This window comes from Manganibacter manganicus, from assembly GCF_002075885.1.
GTDB classification, from domain to species: domain Bacteria; phylum Pseudomonadota; class Alphaproteobacteria; order Rhizobiales; family Rhizobiaceae; genus Mesorhizobium; species Mesorhizobium manganicum.
Genome location: NZ_MDET01000011.1, coordinates 83,114 through 102,260, shown reverse-complemented (window position 1 = coordinate 102,260; position 19,147 = coordinate 83,114). Strand labels below are relative to the sequence as shown.

19 protein-coding genes and 1 pseudogene are annotated in these 19,147 nt (G+C 62.6%); 5 read left to right on the top strand and 15 right to left on the bottom strand.

What is annotated here, in order from left to right:
• The first annotated feature begins 129 nt into the window (after window positions 1-129).
• Window positions 130-1,038, top strand: a complete 909-nt coding sequence (locus BFN67_RS08875) for a tyrosine-type recombinase/integrase (protein WP_080919264.1) — start codon at window positions 130-132, stop codon at window positions 1,036-1,038.
• Between the two features lie 3 nt (window positions 1,039-1,041).
• Window positions 1,042-2,235 (top strand): IS91 family transposase, encoded by a 1,194-nt coding sequence (locus tag BFN67_RS08870; protein ID WP_080919263.1) that lies wholly within the window; start codon window positions 1,042-1,044, stop codon window positions 2,233-2,235.
• 405 nt (window positions 2,236-2,640) lie between these two features.
• On the opposite strand, the gene BFN67_RS08865 is transcribed toward BFN67_RS08870, so the two are convergent.
• Together BFN67_RS08865 and BFN67_RS08860 are read right to left on the bottom strand one after the other, a co-directional pair.
• Window positions 2,641-3,288, bottom strand: coding sequence for a response regulator transcription factor (locus BFN67_RS08865; RefSeq protein ID WP_080919262.1), 648 nt, complete (start codon window positions 3,286-3,288; stop codon window positions 2,641-2,643).
• A gap of 148 nt (window positions 3,289-3,436) precedes the next feature.
• Window positions 3,437-4,135, bottom strand: coding sequence for an IS6 family transposase (locus BFN67_RS08860; RefSeq protein ID WP_080919261.1), 699 nt, complete (start codon window positions 4,133-4,135; stop codon window positions 3,437-3,439).
• Between the two features lie 229 nt (window positions 4,136-4,364).
• Here BFN67_RS08860 and BFN67_RS08855 point away from each other — a divergent pair.
• Window positions 4,365-4,547, top strand: a pseudogene (locus BFN67_RS08855) (GMC oxidoreductase); the annotation flags it as partial.
• Window positions 4,548-4,708: 161 nt separating this feature from the next.
• Here BFN67_RS08855 and BFN67_RS08850 read toward each other — a convergent pair.
• The 12 genes from BFN67_RS08850 to BFN67_RS08795 all read right to left on the bottom strand — a co-directional run bounded on the left by BFN67_RS08850 (window position 4,709) and on the right by BFN67_RS08795 (window position 15,932).
• Window positions 4,709-5,701 carry a TRAP transporter substrate-binding protein gene (locus tag BFN67_RS08850; protein WP_080919259.1) on the bottom strand — a complete coding sequence of 331 codons (993 nt, stop codon included), beginning with the start codon at window positions 5,699-5,701 and terminating at the stop codon, window positions 4,709-4,711.
• Between the two features lie 39 nt (window positions 5,702-5,740).
• Window positions 5,741-6,793: a glutamate cyclase domain-containing protein gene (locus tag BFN67_RS08845; RefSeq protein WP_080919258.1), complete on the bottom strand. Its 1,053-nt coding sequence runs from the start codon at window positions 6,791-6,793 to the stop codon at window positions 5,741-5,743.
• Window positions 6,790-8,073 carry a TRAP transporter large permease gene (locus BFN67_RS08840; RefSeq protein WP_080919257.1) on the bottom strand — a complete coding sequence of 428 codons (1,284 nt, stop codon included), beginning with the start codon at window positions 8,071-8,073 and terminating at the stop codon, window positions 6,790-6,792. The genes BFN67_RS08845 and BFN67_RS08840 overlap by 4 nt, the downstream gene beginning before the upstream one ends.
• The gene (locus tag BFN67_RS08835) at window positions 8,070-8,513 is read right to left on the bottom strand and encodes a TRAP transporter small permease (protein WP_080919256.1); all 444 of its coding nucleotides are present in this window, start codon (window positions 8,511-8,513) and stop codon (window positions 8,070-8,072) included. Before BFN67_RS08835 ends, BFN67_RS08840 begins: the two co-directional genes overlap by 4 nt.
• Window positions 8,514-8,703: 190 nt before the next feature.
• Window positions 8,704-9,453: an ABC transporter ATP-binding protein gene (locus tag BFN67_RS08830; RefSeq protein WP_245295206.1), complete on the bottom strand. Its 750-nt coding sequence runs from the start codon at window positions 9,451-9,453 to the stop codon at window positions 8,704-8,706.
• Complete coding sequence (locus tag BFN67_RS08825; protein ID WP_080919254.1) at window positions 9,428-10,156, bottom strand: ABC transporter ATP-binding protein; 729 nt, start codon at window positions 10,154-10,156, stop codon at window positions 9,428-9,430. Before BFN67_RS08825 ends, BFN67_RS08830 begins: the two co-directional genes overlap by 26 nt.
• Entirely contained in the window at window positions 10,153-11,172 is a 1,020-nt protein-coding gene (locus BFN67_RS08820) for a branched-chain amino acid ABC transporter permease (protein WP_080919253.1), read from the bottom strand. The genes BFN67_RS08825 and BFN67_RS08820 overlap by 4 nt, the downstream gene beginning before the upstream one ends.
• A complete protein-coding gene (locus BFN67_RS08815) occupies window positions 11,169-12,035 on the bottom strand; it encodes a branched-chain amino acid ABC transporter permease (RefSeq protein WP_080919252.1) in 867 nt (288 codons plus the stop codon). The genes BFN67_RS08820 and BFN67_RS08815 overlap by 4 nt, the downstream gene beginning before the upstream one ends.
• Window positions 12,036-12,120: 85 nt before the next feature.
• Window positions 12,121-13,350, bottom strand: a complete 1,230-nt coding sequence (locus tag BFN67_RS08810; RefSeq protein WP_080919251.1) for an ABC transporter substrate-binding protein — start codon at window positions 13,348-13,350, stop codon at window positions 12,121-12,123.
• 169 nt (window positions 13,351-13,519) lie between these two features.
• On the bottom strand, window positions 13,520-14,419 hold the full coding sequence (locus BFN67_RS08805) for an SMP-30/gluconolactonase/LRE family protein (protein ID WP_080919250.1): 900 nt from the start codon (window positions 14,417-14,419) through the stop codon (window positions 13,520-13,522).
• Between the two features lie 27 nt (window positions 14,420-14,446).
• Entirely contained in the window at window positions 14,447-15,223 is a 777-nt protein-coding gene (locus tag BFN67_RS08800) for an SDR family oxidoreductase (RefSeq protein WP_080919249.1), read from the bottom strand.
• A 16-nt stretch (window positions 15,224-15,239) separates the two neighbouring features.
• Complete coding sequence (locus BFN67_RS08795) at window positions 15,240-15,932, bottom strand: GntR family transcriptional regulator (RefSeq protein ID WP_080919248.1); 693 nt, start codon at window positions 15,930-15,932, stop codon at window positions 15,240-15,242.
• 113 nt (window positions 15,933-16,045) lie between these two features.
• Between BFN67_RS08795 and BFN67_RS08790 the strand changes: the two genes are divergently transcribed.
• Both BFN67_RS08790 and kce read left to right on the top strand, forming a co-directional pair.
• A complete protein-coding gene (locus tag BFN67_RS08790; RefSeq protein WP_080919247.1) occupies window positions 16,046-16,996 on the top strand; it encodes a 3-hydroxyacyl-CoA dehydrogenase in 951 nt (316 codons plus the stop codon).
• Between the two features lie 53 nt (window positions 16,997-17,049).
• A complete protein-coding gene (kce, locus tag BFN67_RS08785; RefSeq protein ID WP_080919246.1) occupies window positions 17,050-17,979 on the top strand; it encodes a 3,5-dioxohexanoate:acetyl-CoA acetone transferase in 930 nt (309 codons plus the stop codon).
• Window positions 17,980-18,037: 58 nt separating this feature from the next.
• Here the strand turns inward: kce and BFN67_RS08780 are convergent, their stop codons facing one another.
• Window positions 18,038-19,081: a cyclase family protein gene (locus BFN67_RS08780; protein WP_080919245.1), complete on the bottom strand. Its 1,044-nt coding sequence runs from the start codon at window positions 19,079-19,081 to the stop codon at window positions 18,038-18,040.
• Window positions 19,082-19,147 lie beyond the last annotated feature (66 nt).

The window sequence follows — 19,147 nt, the reverse complement described above, 5'->3', positions numbered from 1 at the left end:
GAACGAACCCGCTGCGCGGGAAGGCGCGTGCGACTGAGGTAGAAGGTACAGGGCGACCATCGCGCTCTGCATTGAGCGTCGCTCGGCGCGGGCAGAGCATGACGGGCTTCTTCAACAAGGAGCCTGACCATGCACAACCAACCGAACTCGCCCACGATCAGCCCGCTTCGTCAACGCCTGATCGACGACATGAACCTGCGCCACTTCGGGCACGAGACCCAACGCAACTATCTCCGCGACATCGGACGGCTTGCCAGCTTTCTCGGGCGGTCTCCCGATACGGCGTCAGCGGATGATCTGCGCCGCTTCCAGATATGGCAGCAAAGCGAGGGTGTCCCGGTGCCGACGATGAACAGCGTTGTGTCAGCGCTGCGGTTCTTCTTCAATACCACGGTTGATCGCCCTGATCTTGCCCGCCGCCTCGTGCGGCTGGCGCAGCCGCGCAAACTGCCGGTGGTTCTGAGCCGTCAGGAAGTGACGCGCCTGCTCGACGCCACGACCTGTCTCAAGCATCAGGCGGCGCTGGCCGTTGCCTATGGCTCGGGACTGCGCGTCTCCGAGGTCGCTTCGCTCAAGGTCGCTGACGTCGACAGCGAGCGCATGCTCCTGCGAGTGGAGCGCGGCAAGGGCGGGCGTGGACGCAACGCCATGCTGTCAGAGGATCTGCTCACGCTTTTGCGTCAATGGTGGCAAGTCGGCCACCGGCAGGGCGTCATGCGGCGGGACGGCTGGCTCTTTCCGGGCATCAACACGCTGAGGCCCATCAGCACACGCCAACTTCACCGCGTCGTGGTCGAAGCCGCAAGGAAGGCCGACGTCGACAAGCGGGTCGGATTGCATACGCTGCGCCATTCGTTTGCCACCCACCTTCTGGAAGACGGCGTCGATATCCGCGTCATTCAGGTGCTACTCGGTCACGCCAAGCTGAACAACACGGCTCTCTACACCAAGGTTGCGACACGTACCGTGCGCTCGGTGACAAGTCCGCTCGATCGGCTTGGCTTGTTCAAAATGGAAGAGTCTGCGCCCGACAGCTGAGCCGTGCGGGCCTCGCTTGAGGTCGCCGATATCTTCCATGCTGCTGGTCCTGCCTATCGGATCTCCCATGCCGGACATCTGAGCCTCGACCAGTTGAAGGTGATGTCGGCGATCGAGAACTGCCGCACCGCGGCCCTTGGTGGGCATGTCGAAGCCTGCGAGGACTGCGGCCAGTGGCGGATTGCCTACAACTCCTGCCGTAACCGGCACTGCCCGAAGTGCCAGGGCGCTGCTGCGCGGGCATGGCTCGCCGAGCGCGAGACCGATCTGTTGCCTGTCGGTTACTTCCACGTCGTGTTCACGCTGCCGGCCGAAGTCGCCGACATCGCCTTCCAGAACAAGACGGCTGTCTATGACCTGCTGTTCAAGGCGGCGTCGGAGACGATGCTGACGATTGCCGCCGATCCAAAACACCTCGGCGCGCGCATCGGCATCACCGCCGTGCTCCACACATGGGGCTCGGCGATGACGCACCATCCGCACGTGCACATGATCGTGCCGGGCGGGGGCATCGCGCCGGACGGAAGCCGATGGATCAACTCACGTCCGGCCTTCCTGCTTCCGGTGCGCGTGCTCGGCAAGCTGTTCCGCCGCCTATTCCTCTCCCGGTTGGTCGCGCTGCACGACGCTGGCCGGCTCGCCGTCTTCGGATCGCTGGCGCACCTGGCCCAGCGCCGAGCCTTCCTGCGCCACCTTGCTCCTGTCAGGAATAAGCGCTGGGTCGTCTATGCCAAGGCGCCGTTCGCCGGCCCGGAGGCGGTGCTCGCCTACCTGTCGCGCTACACCCACCGTGTGGCGATCTCGAACAGCCGCCTCATCGCCATCGATGAGAGAGGCGTCACCTTCCGATACAAGGACTATCGCCGCAATGGCGCGGACCGGCAGCAGGTGATGACGCTCGCGGCTGATGAGTTCATCCGCCGCTTCCTGATCCATGTCCTGCCGCGCGGCTTCCACCGCATCCGGCACTACGGCCTGCTCGCTGGCTCCGCCCGCAAGGCCAGTCTCGCGCTCGCCCGCGAACTCCTGGATGTCGCCGCGCCGCCTGACGACGACACATCAGGCGTGCCGGACGACTTCCGGCCGCCATGCCGCTGCTGTGGCGGGCGCATGATCATCATCGAGACGTTCGAACGCTTTAGGCAGCCACGCGGGCCGCCCGATACAACCGCCACGAACCGGGAGAAAGCTCCATGATCCGGCATGGCATGGTCGATCCTTCAGCCGCAGGCGCCCCGCCTCCGGTAACGGACCCGCCCGCGTCTATCGCCAATCTCGCCGCCGACATGGCTCCGTCCGAACCAGTTCCGGGCCGCCAATACCGCGCGAAGGAGCAACGAAGCGGCCTGTCTGCATCCACCTCAGCGCTTTCCCGCGGCATTAGCATCATCACCGACATCGGCCGCAGATCGAAATCCCCATAGCCGTCGACTGTGCCCCGCGGGTTCCTTCCTCGGGGACTTTCGTACGCCTGCCGGCGCCCGAAACTCTTCACGATTCCGGACGGTTCGGTTTGGGCGGCAGAATCCAAAAGACTGATATGTCCAGAGATGCTCGTCAGTACACCACTTGTCCAAGTGAGCGTGCTGATGCGATGGCGGGTCATCGCCCTTTGAGCAATAACGCAACCAGTTCAGCCTGCCGTTCCGTTCCCGTTTTCTGGAAGATGTTACGCATGTGGAAGGCGATGGTTGTGCGAGATACACCCAGCCCGTCAGCGATCTGCGTGAGTGTCTTGCCTTCAGTTAACGCCTGCGCCACCCGTACTTCCGATGGCGTCAGCCGGAATGCCGCTGACCAGACCGCAACATCGACAACCGTGCGCGCCTCTTGGGTGGAGTGGATGCGCTCAATCTGACGCAACCGGGCATCTATCGTCGCCAGCAACAGATCGTAATCGATCGGCTTGACGAGATAATCGTCTGCACCGAGACGCTTTCCGGCAACGACTTCGCGTGGGTCGCCGAGCGCGGACAGGAAGACAAACGGGATATCGGCATGATCCGGCCTCTCCGTCTGCACCGCCTTCAGCACACCATAGCCGTTGAGTCCTGGCATGGAGATGTCGCAAAGGATCAGATCCGGGCGTGTTTCGTCCAGTGCGTCAAGCGCTTCGTGACCATTACGCGCCTCAATGACGTCATAGCTGGCTTCCGTAAGTTCGTCGGCGATGTCTCTGCGCAGTTCATCCTCATCTTCGACGCAGAGGATGACGGGACGCTTTTCCTTGTAGTGAGACGGACAGGTCATGCCGGCTCTTGATGGAGAGTGACAGTCGGAGCAGCAGCGCGACGCGGTTCGCTTCGTGGGAGAACCAGCGCTAATCGGATCGTGCCTGACGGGGATGGCTCTGTCGCAAACTTATCTTCAGGACGGATTAATCCAATGCCCGACGTTGTTACGCAGCGACGATCTCGAACTGCTCGGCAAGTGATGGCGCCGGATTGCAGGCGTACCTTGCCTGTCGTTTGCGCATCATGTGTACCATCTCTATGCCGGACAGGATCGTCGCAGCGCAGGTCATCGATTTGAAGCCGAGCATGGATCGGATCCGGCGCTTGATACGCCGATGATCCTGTTCGATCCGGTTATTGAGGTATTGGCTTTGCCGGATGCGGATCGGGTTCAATGGTCTAAGCGATCGATCTTGCAGCCGGCTCTCGCCGTCGCAGGAAATGATTGCCTCCCGGTTCGTCTGGCTACCGTCAATAACGATGCGTTCCGGTCGCCCATGACGCTTGATGGCTTTGCGGATAAAGCGCTTGGCAGCCAATAGATCGCGATGTTCGCTGAAGAAGAACTCGACCGTATCGCCCACATTGTCGATGGCGCGGTAGAGATACATCCAGCGACCGCGAACCTTGATGTAAGTTTCGTCGACATGCCATTTGCCGGCAACAGCACGCTTTCGTCGGCTAAACCGCTCGAGCAGCAGCGGCGCAAAGTGAACGACCCAGCGATGCAGGGTGGAATGATCCACGCGGATGCCGCGTTCAGCCATCATCTCTTCCAGATCTCTTAAGCTGAGATTGTACGCAAGATACCAGCGGACGCAAAGCAGGATCACTGATCGGTCGAAATGGCGGCCTTTGAACATCAAAACTCTCCTTAAACGGAGCAGCCTTCATGGCACCAGAAATCTTGACCAAACGTTGCGACAGAACCCCATTTACTGGTATCGCAACGAACCGACGGCCGCCGAACTCGTCGCCGACGGCTAGGTCGAGGCCGTCCTTGCCTTCATCCGAGATCTTGAAAACGGTACGCGCGGGTGAAGACCGCCCCCGTCGGCCCGGACGAGGTTTTCCATCGCTATCTGACCCCCTACCTGCAAGATGGGTAACGATCCACAGGCGGTGGTCGACCACCGCCTGCGCGTCCACGGCATCAACGGACTGCATGTCGTCGACGCTTCCATTATGCCACGCATCACCTCGGACCATACTAACGCACCGACGATGATGATCGGGGAAAAGGGGGCTGCAATGATCATCGAGGACGCCGGTTAAGACGGCGGCACGCGTTCATCACTAGCTCGACCCAAGTTCGGCCGCTCCCGCGATTATGTCATGTCCTGCGGCGGCCGAACTCAAACTGGCCGACAAGTGATGGACTGCACAGATCGACATCGCTAGCGGGGATCGGCAACAATGGCACCTCATGGCTGCAACTACATCTCGTCGCCGATCTTCTGTATCCTATCGATCAGGTCCTTGCCTCCTACCTTGTCGTAGAAGTCGGGATAAATGGACAGGGCAATCTCACGGAACTTGCTCGTGTCGGGATGAGTGATGACCTTGCCCTTTTCCTTCCACTCGGCCTCGATCTTCTTGTTGAACGCTTTGTCGTCCTCGCGCTCCATGGCTCGTCCCTCGGCTTCGGCCTTGACGATGGCTGCGCGCACGTCTTCCGGCAGCCCCTGCCACCAGCGCTCCGACACGACGAACGGGTAGAGCAGGATCACATGATCCGTCACGGCGGCGTATTTGAGCACCTCAATGTGCTTGAATTCGAGCTGCGCGGGCAGGCTCCCGTCGATCCCGTCGATCGTGCCCTGGCTGAGGGCCGTATAGACTTCCGAAATCGACATCGGCACGGGAATGGCGCCCATCTTCTTGTAGAGCTCGATGAAGGGCGGCGACTCCATCGTGCGGATCTTGAGGCCCTCATAGTCGGACGGCTTATTGATTTCGCGCACGTTGTTGGATGTGTTGCGCGTGCCCTGCACCCACCAGCCGAGGATGCGGAAGCCCTTGGCGATCATCTTCTCGTTGAATTCCTGGCCGATTTCGCCGTCGACCACCTTGAAGGCGTGTTCGGCGTTGCGAAACAGGAACGGAAGATTGAAGAGGTCCGCCTCGGGCACGAAGGCGCTCAGCGTACCGGTGGTGGCGACGGCACCCTCGATCGTCCCGAGCTGGACCGCTTCGAAGAGCTGTCTTTCGCCCTTGCCGAGCGTGTTCTTGTAAGTGGTGACCGCGACCTTATTGTCGGTCAGTTCCGCGGTCCGCGCGACGAAATGGTCGAAGCCGCGATAGAGATCGGAACTTGGTTCGAGCACCGAAGCAACGCGGAATTTGATGTCCGCGGCCAATGAGAGCCGCGTGCCGGCCAGCAATCCGCTGAAACAAGCGCTTGCGAGAACCGTTCTACGATTGATCATGCTTCTTCTCCTCCATCTTGCGGCGTCTTTGCTGCCGCTTCATTTGCTGATCAGGGGCGTGGAGAAGGGAGACGGGTCGCGTACGGACTGTGCGCGATAGATCTCCGCCAGCATCTCCACGAAAGCCATGCCGGGCGCCAGGCCGATGCCGTCGACGGCGAGCAGCGCGCGACCGGACATGCCGTCGACGCCGCCATGCTGGACCGCGGTCTCCAACAGCCGGTGCTCCCGATCGGCGCTATGCAGGAGGTCTTGCCGCTCCTCGATGGCGGCGATGCAGGTCGTAATGCCGTAGGCGCCCCAGTTGGACACGACGGCCGGAACCGCAAGGTCGGCGTCTGTCTGGTCGGCCACGCCGCCATGGCAGGGGCATCCGCACTCGGCGCCGAACGGCAGCAAGGCCCGAGTCACTTCGGCGACAGGACCCATGCCCAGTTCATTGCCGCGGTCGCCGATGCCGATCCTAAGCAGCCCACGCTTGGCAGCGGCTTCGAACACCGCCTCGCCCTTGCCGCTCTGAGCGCTGATGTCGGCGCCACCTACCATATGGTAGACGCCGGAGGCATTGGCTCCGGCCTTCTCGATCGCGACGACGGCGGTTGCATTGAAGTCGGCAAACCAGCCGCCTGCCTGTGCATGGGCTTCGCCCCGGTCGCGCGAGAGGCCGACCACCGCGGCAATGGGACGGTGTGCGCCGTCCTCCTGCCGCAACTCCTCGGGCGAAACCACCTGCATCTCGGCAACCCGCAGCAACATGGTCATGAGATCGGACAATTCGGGTTCGACGACGACCAGCACGCGCGCCTTCCAGGCCATGGCGATCGTGCGCGCCAGGACCGCCGTTCCGACAGGACCGTCCGTCTCGCCATAGGGATGGTGCCCGGGCAGGATCAGGCCCGTAACCAGAACGACCGTGCTGCCGGGCGTCACCGCCTGCGCCAGCCGCTCGGCCGCCTGCATGCAGAGCGCCTCGCCTTGGAGCTTGGCCGCGCCCTCGAACAGCGGCCCGATCACCCCGTAGGACGGAAAATCGAGCGAGACAATGCGATCGACATTGCGGCCGATCTGCGCGAGCAGCGGGCTCCTGGTCATGGGTGCACCATATGGCTCGGCAGCCACAGCGAGATGGACGGGAAGATGATGATCACGAGCAGCAGCAGGACGAGCGCCAGCAGGAACGGCCAGGCCGCGCGCATGAACTGCTCGATGCTGATCTGGCCGATGGAGCAGGTCACGAACATGGCAAGCCCCACCGGTGGCGCGACCAGCCCGATCGTGAGGTTGAGGCAGATGACCATGCCGAAATGCACCGGATCGATGCCGAACTGGCCGAGCAGCGGAACCAGGATCGGCGTCATCAGGATGAGGACGGCGGTATCCTCGATGATGCTGCCGAGGAAGATGATCAGCAGGTTGGCGAGGATCAGGAAAAGGATCGGATTGGACGACAGCCCGACCATCGCGCCGGCAAGTCGGTCCGAAACCTGGAACAGCGCGAGGATGTAGTTGACGATGGTCGCCATGGCGATCAGCAGCATCACCGCGCCCAGCACCTGGACGGTCTCGCGCGAGGCCTTGATGATCTGTTCGACCGAAAGCGTCCGATGGATGAAGAACCCTATGAGCAGAACATAGACGACCGCGACGGCGCCGGCTTCCGTCGGCGTGAAGACACCCCAGCGGATGCCGCCGATGATGCCGAGCGGCAGGACGAGGTCGAGCGCGGTTTCCTTCAGCGCGATCGCCTTCTCTCGCAGCGTGCTCCTTTTGATCAAATGGCCGTAGCCCTTGCGCACGATGACGATGTGGCTGGTGAGCATCAGCACCAGCACCATGAGGATGCCGGGCACCACCCCCGCCAGGAAAAGCTGGCCGATCGAGACGTTGCCCATCGCCCCATAGATGATGAGGAAAATGCTTGGCGGGATGATCGGACCGAGCGCGCCGGAGAAGGCGCAGAGCGCGACGGCGAAATCCTTCTTGTAGCCGTTCTTTTCCAACGCCGGGATCATCGTGCTGCCGAGGGCGGCCGCATCTGCGGTGCCGGACCCCGAGACGCCTGCCAGAAGAGCGCCCGACAACACCACAGCATGGGCGAGGCCACCCCGCAAATGGCCGATCAGCGTCTGGGCCAATAGCACGAAGCGTCGGATAACACCGGCCTCCGCCATGAGATTGCCTGCGAGGACGAAAAACGGGATGGCCAGGAACGGGAAGGAATCCAGGCCGTCCTCGATCTGCTGCGGAACGATGATGAGCGAGCTTCCAGAATCGGTCAGGATGAAGAACAGCGAAGACAACAGCATGGCGAAGCCGATCGGCACGCCAAGGAACATCGCCGCGAGGAAGACGATCAGGAACGCGATCATCATCTGACCGTCCCCCGGCTTTGAGAACGGCGGCGCGCGATGAGGTTGCGCGCCAGATAATACGCCATCAGCAGGCAGGAGACCGGAACCGAGGCGTAGATGTAGCTCATGGGCAGGTTCAGCGCCGGCGAGGTCTGCATGTTGAACAGGATCGACAGTTCAACACCTTTCCATGCGACCAGCAGCAACGCCGCCGCGCAAATGATGTCGATCAAGTCCTCCCACCATTGACCGAATCGATCCGACAGGAAGGTGAAACGGAAGTGTGCCCTGTGCTTCGCCGCGATCGCGGCGGAAAGCAGCGACGTCCAGATCAGCAGGAAGCGGGCGAGTTCTTCGGGCCAGGGCAGACCGAAGCCGAACAGGAATCTGTCGAGGACGCTGATCAGCGTGCCCGCGACCATGGCGAACAATGCGATGATCGTGACCGCTTCCAGGATCAAGTGTCGCTCCTCCGTTTCCAGATGCTTACCGAGCACCGGAAGAGCGCAGTCGCGAACAGGCAGACTGCGATCTGTGATCACAATATCAGGGTCGTATCGGTTTTCAAGAGCGATTTCATGCAGCCCTGCTAATGATCAGGCATCCGGGCCGTCCGCAAGCCGGCGTCGGCGGATCGTCGCGATGAGACCGCTACTGGATACCGAGATAGGCGGCTTGGATACGCGGATCGTCGAGCAGTTCGCGTCCACTGCCCTGCATGACGATTGCGCCGTTCTCGATAACCCAGGCACGTTGCGACAGCGACAGCGCGTTGCCAATGTTCTGTTCGATCAGGAGGATGGCGAGCCCTCCCGCCGCCAGCTTCTCTATATTCTCGAAGATTTCGCGCACGAGCAGCGGTGCAATTCCAAGTGACGGCTCGTCGAGAACGAGCAGTTTCGGCCGGCTCATCAGGGCGCGTCCGACAGCCACCATCTGCTGCTGACCGCCGGAAAGGGAACCCGCCGGAAGGTCAAGCTTCTCCCGCAGCGCGGGAAAATAGGACAGCACCGCGTCCATGCTCTGACTCATGCGCTTGCGCGGCTCGGGCAGGAAGGCTCCCAGCATCAGGTTTTCGCGCACGCTCATGGCAGGAAACAGCAAACGTCCCTCGGGAACCTGGACCAGGCCAAGTTCCACGATGCGGTGCGCTGGAAGATTGCTGATGTCCTCTCCGGCGAAAATTATGGTGCCGGCGCGAGGGCGCAGCAGCCCGGACAGGCAGCGCAGCGTCGTCGACTTGCCGGCGCCGTTGGCGCCGACCATGGCGCCGACCTCGCCCGCGTTCAGTTCGAAGCTGATCCCGTGCAGCACCGAGAGGTTGCCGTAGCCGGCCTGAAGATCCTCCACGGCGAGAAGCGATGACATGGCTTGGCTATCTCCCGAGCGGCGCCGTTCCAAGATAGGCTTCCACCACCGCCGGATTGGCGGCGATTTCGTCGGGGCTCCCCTCGGCGAGCTTGCTTCCATGGTGAAGCACGACGATGCGGTCCGACAGCGCCATGATGGCGTGCATGACATGCTCGATCATCAGGATCGTCACGCCGCTGTCGCGGATTCGCTGTATGACCGGCAGCATGGCCTTGCTCTCTGTTGGTGTCAGCCCCGACATCACCTCGTCAAGGAGCAGGAGGCGCGGCCCGGTTGCAAGCGCGCGCGCGACCTCCAGGCGTTTCATGCCGGGCATGGTCAATTCCCGCGCCGGCCGGTCGGTGAGATCCTCCATCCCAAGCAGGGCTAGAACCTCCCTCGCCCGTTGCGCGGCCTCCCGGCTGTCGCGGGACAGCCGGTAGCTGCCCACCATGACGTTTTCCAGCACGCTCATGCGCGCGAAAGGCTTGACGAGTTGAAAGGTGCGCGCAAGCCCGAGACGGTTGAGACGATGCGGGCGCAATCCCGTCACTTCATGTTCGGCAAGCCGGACAGTTCCCCGCGTCGGTTTTATAAAACCGGACAGCAGATTGAAGAGCGTCGTCTTGCCCGCGCCGTTGGGGCCGATGATTCCGAGGATATGGCCTTCGCGGACCTCGACCGTCACGTCGTTGATCGCGGTCAGGCCTCCGAAGCGGCGTACCAGGCCCGTCCCGGACAGAAGCGCACTCATGCCGGCGCCTTTCGCCGCAAGCCGGCGTAGCCAAGGACCAGCCCCATCAGCCCTTGCGGAATGAAGCGGACGAAAATGACGAGCACGGCGCCGAAGATCATCAGGTCGACGCCCGAAAGATCGCGGAAGAACGTCTTGGAAATTTCCGCCAGCGGCGTGAGGATGAGCGCGCCGATGACCGGCCCCCAGACGGTGCCGGATCCGCCGACGACCGCGCATAGCAAGCCCTGTATGGAGTAGACTGACGAAAAGACGATGCCCGGCTCGATATAGAGATAGATCTGGCCGTAGACCGCACCGATCGCGCCGGTAAAGAACGCGCTGATGGCCATCGCCGCCACCTTGCAGCCGAACACGTTGACTCCAAGCGCCTCAGCGGCGTCCTCGTCGTTGCAAATGGCCTGGAGATAGGCGCCGAAGCGACTGACGGAGATCAGTTTGATCGTCCCGACGACGACGGCCAGCATGGCGAGCAAAATGTAATAGAAGGGAACCCGCCCGTCGAACACCATATTTGCCGGATCGGTGCCCATATAGGGCAGTTGCAGCCCCTCCGAGCCGCCGATCGTGACGCCGCCGACTTCCTTGAGGTTGACGAAGAGTGCCATCAACATCTGGGCGACGGCAAACATCGCGAGGGCGAAATAGTGGCCGCGCAGCCGCGCGCGGAAGGTTGCGAACGCGACCAGCGTTCCGAACGCCGAAGCAATCAGGGCTCCGACGATCATCCCGAACCAGGGCGATAGTCCCATGTTGATCCAGAGTAGCGCCGATACGTAGGCACCGATGCCGAAGAAGGCGGCATGCCCGAAGGACACCTGGCCCGCCCAGCCGCCGAGAATATCCCAGGACGAGCCGAGATATGCGTACATGAGCAGCAATATGCCGATCTCGAGCACGTATGGGTTTACAAAGCTCGGCACAGCCGCGGCGACCGCGAACAAGACAATCGGCAGGCCGATGGAAATAAGGCGCCGGCCGGTGGCGGCAGGCTGACCTTCGGCAAGGACAGTCATGCCTTGCTCCCCAGCAATCCGGTCGGTTTGAACAGAAGCACCGCAAGGAAGATCGCGAACATAAGGACCTCCTTGAACGAACCTGGCAGAATCGCCGCGCCGATCGCGACCGCGACGCCGAGCAGCAGCCCGCCGAGCAGCGACCCGCTCATGCTGCCGAGGCCGCCGAGGACGACGACCACGAAGGACGCGATGTTGAAGACGTCGCCCACCGTCGGCGACACATAGAAGAATGGCGTCACCGCCGCGCCCGCAACGCCGACGCAGGCGCTGCCGATCGCAAAGGCAAGCGTATAGACGTGGCGGACGTCGATGCCGCAAAGCGCGGCTCCATCCTGCTGCTGCGCCACCGCCCGGATCGACCTTCCGAGCCGCGTGCGCTGGAAAATGAACAACAGCACCGCCGTCGCGGCAAGCGCGGCAAGGAAGGTGAAGATGCGGGTGAGAGGAATGAAAGCCGGCCCGATCTGGACCACCTCCTGCGCGTAGCTGGTCTGTAGGACCCGGAAATCGGGCGAAAACATCGCCTGCGCCGCATTCGTCAGGAAGAGGGAGAGCCCCAGGGTGACGAGGAACTGGTTCTGCAGCGCCGTGCCGCGCATCGGATCGAGAAGGAAGCGGTATACCACCGCCCCAAACACGAAGAGCACAGGGCCGGCGATGAAAATGCTGAGATAGGGATCGATACCCCAAGCCCGGAACAGCCAGAATGTGAGATACATCCCCATCATCATCATCGCGCCATGCGCGAAATTGATGATATCGAGCACGCCATAGATGATGTTGAGCCCCAGCGCGACGAGTCCATAGACGCCGCCCAAAAGGACGCCGGCAACGACTGCCTCGAACAAGAGAGCGCTCATTCATCCTCCATGGGCCGACCGGCCGCCACCCGTGGCGACCACCTCTCCATCCCAATCCACCGGCTTCGCCGACCCGGCGCGACGATCAGCCGAACTTCGTCGGAAAGATCGGCTTGGCCTGGGCGTACTGCTCAGGCAGGACCACGGTTGGCGTCGCATTCTGGATCTGCAGCATGACGATGCCGGCATTCTTGTTCTGACCGGTCTCGTCGAAGACGATCGGACCTTGCGGCAGGATGTGATCGGTGAGGTCGGTCTTCGTCAGCGCCTCGCGGATCGTCTCTTTGTCGGCCGAACCGGCGCGCTCGATGGCGTCCGCCAGAACCTGGACGGCCGTGTAGGCGTAGGCGCCCTGATGAGTCAGGGCGAGCCCCTCGCTGAACTTCGCGAAACGCTCTAGCAGGGCGGGCAATTCCGGCGAGGCCGGGTTCCAGTGCATGATGTTGTTGAAGTAGCCCTCGGCCCCGGCGCCCATGTCCTTCGGAAAGGTCGGGTTCGCATAGGCCGCGCTGCCGACTCCGACGAAGGCCTTGATCTCCGGCTTGCGCTGCTGGACCAGCTTCGCGATCAGCAGGCCGTCGCCATAGTAGGTGCTGGCCGCGATCACGTCGGCGCCCGTGGCCAGCAATTTCGAAGTCTCGACGCTGAGATCGGTGGAGGTCGCCGCATAGGAAAGCACCGTGCGCACCTCCATGCCGTTTTCCTTCGCGGCTTCCGGGAAGGTGCGCCCGACAGAGGAACCGAAAGCCGAGTCCTCGTGCATATAGGCGACGCTCATCTGCGATAGCCCGGCGCTCTTCATCAGCAGCGCCATGTTTTGTGCCGAAAGCAGGCCGAGATTGCTCGACGACGGCGCAATCCGGAACGTGTATTTGAAGCCCCTTTGCATGATCTCGTCCGCGACACCTTCATCAGCGACATGCGGTGTCTTGTTCTGCTCGGCAACCTGCGTTGTGATGCGCGTGGTGGAACTCAGGTAAGAACCCACGATGCCGACCGCGCCGGCCTGAATGACGCGTTGCGTCTCGACGCTGGCGACGTCGTTCTTCCCCTGGGTATCGCCGGTGATCAGCTTGAGTTTCTTGCCCAGCGATTTGATGCCTCCAGCCTCGTTGATCTCATCCACGGCCGTCTTGCAGCCGGCTGTCGCAATCTTCCCGTCCAGTGCGACGAAGCCTGTCACCGGATGGAGGTTCGCAATGACGATCTCGTCTTCGGCATAGGCACGGTGGACGTAGGGCATGGCCAGGGCCGCGCCACTGGCAAGCAGGAACTGCCGACGCCCTATCATGAACCTGCGAGAAATATCGGTCATCTGCGTCTCCTCCACAGCACAAGGATTCCCCTGCGGCGTACCCTCCCCGGCACCCGCATTATCGTGATCTGAGATCACAGTATTAATTTGCAGTTTCTGCTACTCGATGCAAGCGCCTTTTTTTGAAGGCGTGAATTAGGAAGGAGAGCTTCCGACTAGCCGGGGTGCTTCAGCCCGGCACATACCAGTCGGCGACGAGGACCGAGCCGGTTTCCGACTCCGTGATGAAGAGCGTCTTCCGGTCCGCGCCGCCAAAAGCCAGGTTGGTGACCGTGCGGCCGCGGCACGACACGATCCGCGCAATCAGTTCGCCGTACCGGTCATGCACGAACACGCATCCCAGAGAGGCATGGGCGACGAGAATGTTTCCGGCGCGATCGATGAGGATCCCGTCCGGGCCGACGATGCCGAAATAGCTGCTGAACCGTCCCACCTTCATGGTCGTTCCGTCCGGCAGAAGCGGCACGCGCCACACCGCGTTGTCGCGTGTCATTGCGACGTAGAGGATCTTTTCGTCCGCGCTGAGGGCCAGTCCGTTGGGGCCCGCTCCGTTGGCCAGAACGCAATCGAGCTGGCCGTCGGCACGCAACCGGAATACGCGGCCGGTTGGATCATGCAGGCCGGTCTGGCCCTGGTCGGTGAAATAGACGTCGCCGTTCCGGGCCACGATCAGGTCGTTCGGTCCCTTCAGCCGCTCGCTGCGATAGCGGGATACGACCGGTGCCAGCGTGCCGGTTTCGGGGTTGAGACGCAGGATGCCCTGTTTGTAGTCGGCGACGAGCATCTTGCCGTCGGGCAGCCGCCGTAGGCCGTTCGGCTCGCCGTCATATTCGACGAGTACCGTCCACTCGCCTTTCGGAGACACCTTGAAGATGCGTCCATAGGGAATGTCGACGAGATGGAGGTTGCCGGCCTCGTCGAAGCAGGGACCTTCGATCAGGCTATGCGGCGGTGATCCATCCTGCCAGCGCCCGCCCGCCACCACCCCGTCGGGGCGCTTGCGAAGCGCTTCCGGCACCTCACTGAAGACCCGCGTCGGCACAATTTTTGGCGGATTGTCGAGATACACCGGCCCCTCCCCAATCGGTGTCAGACGTCACGACAGCATCTGAAGATCACCGCAGACGCTCACTGCCTGGCCGGATGTCGTGCGCGAGCGTGGCGAAGCCAGGAACAGGATGGCATCCGCGAGCTGGCGCGGCGTCACCATCTCCTTCACGGAGGCACGCGCCAGCGCCTCCCGCTTCATTTCATCCAACGTCCTGCCCGAGGCCCTGGCCTTCTCGGTCAGCACGCGATCTTGGCGTTCGCCTTCGACGATACCCGGAAGAATGGCATTCGCGCGGATTCCCAATTCCGCGAGCTCTATCGAAAGCGATTTCGTGAAGCCGACGACGGCCCATTTCGAGGCGGCATAGGGCGTGCGCAGCCCGAAGCCCAGCCGACCGGCGGCGGAAGACAGGTTGCAGATGCTCCCATTTCCGCTTCTAGCGAGATGGGGCACGGCCAGCCGCACGCAGTTGAACTGACCGGTTATGTTGACCGCCAGCGTACGTTCCCAATCACCCGGGTCGATCTCGCCGACGCGGGCCGTCGGCCCGGCTATCCCTGCGTTGTTGACCAGGCAATCGAGTCCCCCGAGATGGCTGGAGACCTCCTCGAAAAGCGCCGCCACCGAATCGCGGTCGGATACGTCGCAGAAACTCGTGCCGATCTCGGGCCGGCGTGCCGCAAGCGCCTGAAGCGCCTGCTTGTCGATGTCGCAGACGTGAACCCGGGCGCCCTCGCCTGCAAAGGCTTCGGCGATTGCCATTCCGATCCCGTTCGCCCCCGCGGTGACGAGCACCCGAAGTCCATCGATCATCAAATCCATTGTGGAAAACCCTGATCTAGTCCGGCAATATGCCGGTCGATTGAATGAACTGCGACGATGACAGGATGTCGTCGGTCAGCGCTGCTCTGGCCTTGTCCGGCTCGTGCGCTTCGATCGCGGCAACCAGGCGGGCATGGCATTGCTCGGCATCCCCCGAACGCAGACGCTCCGAAGATGATCGCAGGTCGAGGTTGATCACCGGCCCCACCTTCAACCAGAGACCCTGAATGATGCCGCTAAGCAGGGGCAGCCGCGCCGCGTTGTAGACCGCGAAATGAAGGTCCTTGTTGAGCTTCAGCGACTTTTCGGCGTTCGGCGAATCCGACTTCACGGCCGCGCGGAACTGCTCGTCGAGCGACCGCATCCGCATCAACTCCTTGTCGGTGCGGTGGAGCGCCGCCTGCGCCACGGCAAAACCTTCGATCTCCGAGCGGATAAGGGTCAATTCCCGCAGCCGTGTTAGCGTCATCACAGGCACACTGACCGCGCGATTGGGCGCGACCGTCAGCGCCTCCTCGGCGACCAGCCGCGTGACCGCCTCGCGCACGGGCATCATCGACACCCCCATCGTCGCCGCGACGTTGCGCAGCGAGAGCTTGTCGCCGGGAAAGAGCTTGCCCGCCATCAGCAGATCGCAAAGCTCCTCGTGCACGCGGTCGCCTAATGTGACGCGTTCTATCGGTTCCATGGTGTCGAGCGCTGATTTCATGTTCGTCCTCTCCCTATTACCTCTGGACAAAACCGCGTCGCGATGCAACCTATTTCGTGATCACAGATCACGGATCTTAATCTCATAGGCATGAAGCGGCAAGGACTTCGACCATGACTGAAAGCATCGATCGCACCGTCGCGATCGTCGGAGCGGGTCTCATCGGCCGCTCATGGGCAATCGTCTTTTCGGCGGCTGGTTGGCGTGTACGAATCAGCGATCCCGTCGAGGAAGCCCGCGCCGCGGCGCTCGAATTGATTGCTGGCGGCCTCCGCGAGCTGGCTCGGCACGGTCTCGTGCCCGATCCCGACGTCGCGGCCGGCCGGGTCGAGATGACGCGCGATCTGGACGCGGCGCTTGCCGGCGCCGGCTTCGTCCAGGAATGCGGTCCGGAAAACCTCCCAGCCAAGTGCGAGATATTCCGCGAGCTGGATGCGAAGGCCAGTCCCGAAACTATCATCGCCTCCTCCTCCTCGGCCATCTGCCCCTCACGATTCGCCGAGACATTGCTCGGCCGGCATCGCTGCCTTGTCGGTCATCCCGTCAATCCTCCGCATTTGGTCCCGGTGGTCGAGGTCTGCGGCGCGCCCTGGACGGCACGCCCGGTGCTGGACGAAGCGATTCGGATCTATTCAAGCATCGGCCAGACGCCCGTAACGATAAAGAGCGAGGTCGAGGGCTTTGTTCTCAACCGCCTGCAGGGCGCCTTGCTGGCTGAAGCCTTTCGGCTGGTGGGCGACGGCGTGATCAGCCCGCAGGATCTGGACAGGACGGTCAAGGACGGGCTCGGTCTGCGCTGGAGCTTCATGGGGCCCTTCGAAACCATCGACCTCAATGCGCCAGGCGGACTGGAAGACTATTGCCGGCGCTATACCGGCTTCTATCGCACGATAAGCGCGGACCCTGCGCCGCCCACGGTTTGGGACCAGGACAACGTCTCCCAGATCGTGTCGCAATGGAAAACGCCCGACGATGCCGACGCGCGAGCCCGGCACAGCGCATGGCGCGACCGGCGGCTCGCGGCCCTGAAAGCCCACAAGCGTGGCGCCGACGCCGGCGTCTGACCGATGCCGGCGGATCATCGGACGAATCCCTTCCCCAACCGAACGAGGCTCAAATGACAAAGAGAAAAGTCATCATTACCTGCGCGGTCACCGGCGCCATTCATACGCCCAGCATGTCCCCCCATCTTCCGATCACCCCGGAAGAGATCGCCGATGCCGCGATCGGCGCCGCGGAGGCAGGCGCGGCGGTCGTCCACCTCCACGCCCGCGATCCCCAGAACGGCAAGCCGGACCAGCGGCCAGAAGCGTTTTCGCCTTTTCTTCAGGTGATCAAACAGCGCTCCGGTTGCATCGTCAATATCACAACCGGCGGCGCTCCCACGATGCTCGTGGCGGAGCGTGTCCGACCGGCCCAGCATTTCAAGCCGGAAGTCGCATCCCTCAACATGGGTTCGATGAATTTCGGCCTCTATCCCATGCTCAACCGTTTCAAGACGTTCAAGCACGATTGGGAAGAGCCTTATCTGCGTGAATCGGACGACCGCATCTTCCGCAACACGTTTCGAGACATCGAGTTCATTCTGAAGACGTGCGCCGAAAACGGAACCCGTTTCGAGATTGAGTGCTATGACATCGGCCATCTCTACACGCTGGCGCATTTCGCCGAGCGCGGGCTGATCAAACCGCCCTTCTTCGTCCAGAGCGTCTTCGGCCTTTTGGGTGGCATCGGTCACCACCCCGAGGACGTGGCGCATATGAAGCGCACCGCCGACCGGCTCTTCGGAGACCAGTACCGCTGGTCCGTGCTCGGCGCCGGCCGCAGCCAGCTTCCGATCGCCGCGATGGCGGTGGCGATGGGAGGCAATGTGCGCGTCGGACTGGAGGATTCGCTCTGGATCGCGCCCGGCAAGCTCGCCGAGACGAATGTGCAGCAGGTTCGCGCCGTCCGCCAGATCATCGAGGCTTTGGGACTCGAGGTCGCGACGCCGGACGACGCGCGCGAGATCCTTGAGCTAAAGGGCGCCGACAAAGTCGGATTCTAAAGTAACGAATGCCGCGACCGGCCAATGATCCGGGCGGTCGCGGCAACATGAAAGCGGATCAGACGGTGGCGACCGGCGTAAGCGGCGTGCCCACGGACCCGGGAAGCCGAAGCGGCGGAGCCGTCAGCAGGAACCGGCTGCGCCCATGCTCGCGCAGCCAATGCGCCAGCTCCGTCAAATACCATAATTCGCCTAGCGGCATGCCGAGCTTGAAAATACAATGCTCATGCAGCGGCAGGTAGGCGCAGCAGTCGCACTGGTCCCGGCTGGGATTGAGCTCGACGGCATAATTGTCGGCGGCGATCGCCGCGATGCGGCTATCGGTAATCCATTGCAGCAGCCGGTCGTCGCGCCCGTCCAGCACGGCGCATGTGCGCAACGCCTCCGTGGTCGGCTGCTTGTTCATCCCCAGGATCGCGGCCGCCAGCCCGGTATGCAGGCATAAAATGTCGCCCGCTTCGGCCTGGACCTTGTCCTTTTCCATGATCCGCATCAGTTCGTCATAGCCGATGGGCACACGTTCACGTCCATGGTGATGGGCAAGGTCGACCATGACGCCGCGCCCTTGGATCGGCAATTCCGCCATCCGCTCCGCGCCCAGCGCCTTGGCGGCGAACGTAGACTTCTCCTCCCCCACTCCCGCATCGGCAACATCGGTTGGTCCGACGAAATCGCGGTCCCCGCGATAGCCATTGTAGAAGACGACTTCGCGCTCGCCGTCCCCGTCCGCGTCGAACAGCGATCCCACGTGGCCTAGGGCGTCCCAATGCGTCGAATATTGCAGATGCAGGATCGCCACGTCGTCGTTGACGACGTCGGTCATACGGGAATCCTCGTCCTCCATGCGATAGGCGAAGTAAGGCTTGCCGCGGCGGATGGTGGGCCGCAGCACCGGCGGCTTGCGCGCCGCGCTCAGCACGCTGCCGCCGGGATAGTCCAGCGGCAGGCTCAGGCAGAAGGCCACCCCCTCGCGCGCCTCCGCCAGCCCCTTGCGCAGCACCTCGGGCGTAATGAGGTTCAATCGTCCGAGCTGATCGTCCTCGCCGAACTCGCCCCAGTTCGCGCCCTCCGGTCGGTTTCGCCAGCGCAGTTTGCGTGCCATCGTCAAAGCCTTTCATGATCGCGCTCGGCCAGGCGCGCGACGCAACGAACATAAGCCATGTGTTTC

What these genes read in the sequence shown, in the direction of transcription:
- BFN67_RS08875 (WP_080919264.1), top strand. Translation starts at nt 130, where the DNA reads ATGCACAACCAACCGAACTCGCCCACGATCAGCCCGCTTCGTCAACGC.
- BFN67_RS08865 (WP_080919262.1), bottom strand. Translation starts at nt 3,288, where the DNA reads ATGACCTGTCCGTCTCACTACAAGGAAAAGCGTCCCGTCATCCTCTGC.
- BFN67_RS08860 (WP_080919261.1), bottom strand. Translation starts at nt 4,135, where the DNA reads ATGTTCAAAGGCCGCCATTTCGACCGATCAGTGATCCTGCTTTGCGTC.
- BFN67_RS08850 (WP_080919259.1), bottom strand. Translation starts at nt 5,701, where the DNA reads ATGATCAATCGTAGAACGGTTCTCGCAAGCGCTTGTTTCAGCGGATTG.
- BFN67_RS08845 (WP_080919258.1), bottom strand. Translation starts at nt 6,793, where the DNA reads ATGACCAGGAGCCCGCTGCTCGCGCAGATCGGCCGCAATGTCGATCGC.
- BFN67_RS08840 (WP_080919257.1), bottom strand. Translation starts at nt 8,073, where the DNA reads ATGATGATCGCGTTCCTGATCGTCTTCCTCGCGGCGATGTTCCTTGGC.
- BFN67_RS08825 (WP_080919254.1), bottom strand. Translation starts at nt 10,156, where the DNA reads ATGAGTGCGCTTCTGTCCGGGACGGGCCTGGTACGCCGCTTCGGAGGC.
- BFN67_RS08820 (WP_080919253.1), bottom strand. Translation starts at nt 11,172, where the DNA reads ATGACTGTCCTTGCCGAAGGTCAGCCTGCCGCCACCGGCCGGCGCCTT.
- BFN67_RS08815 (WP_080919252.1), bottom strand. Translation starts at nt 12,035, where the DNA reads ATGAGCGCTCTCTTGTTCGAGGCAGTCGTTGCCGGCGTCCTTTTGGGC.
- BFN67_RS08810 (WP_080919251.1), bottom strand. Translation starts at nt 13,350, where the DNA reads ATGACCGATATTTCTCGCAGGTTCATGATAGGGCGTCGGCAGTTCCTG.
- BFN67_RS08800 (WP_080919249.1), bottom strand. Translation starts at nt 15,223, where the DNA reads ATGGATTTGATGATCGATGGACTTCGGGTGCTCGTCACCGCGGGGGCG.
- BFN67_RS08795 (WP_080919248.1), bottom strand. Translation starts at nt 15,932, where the DNA reads ATGAAATCAGCGCTCGACACCATGGAACCGATAGAACGCGTCACATTA.
- BFN67_RS08790 (WP_080919247.1), top strand. Translation starts at nt 16,046, where the DNA reads ATGACTGAAAGCATCGATCGCACCGTCGCGATCGTCGGAGCGGGTCTC.
- kce (WP_080919246.1), top strand. Translation starts at nt 17,050, where the DNA reads ATGACAAAGAGAAAAGTCATCATTACCTGCGCGGTCACCGGCGCCATT.
- BFN67_RS08780 (WP_080919245.1), bottom strand. Translation starts at nt 19,081, where the DNA reads ATGGCACGCAAACTGCGCTGGCGAAACCGACCGGAGGGCGCGAACTGG.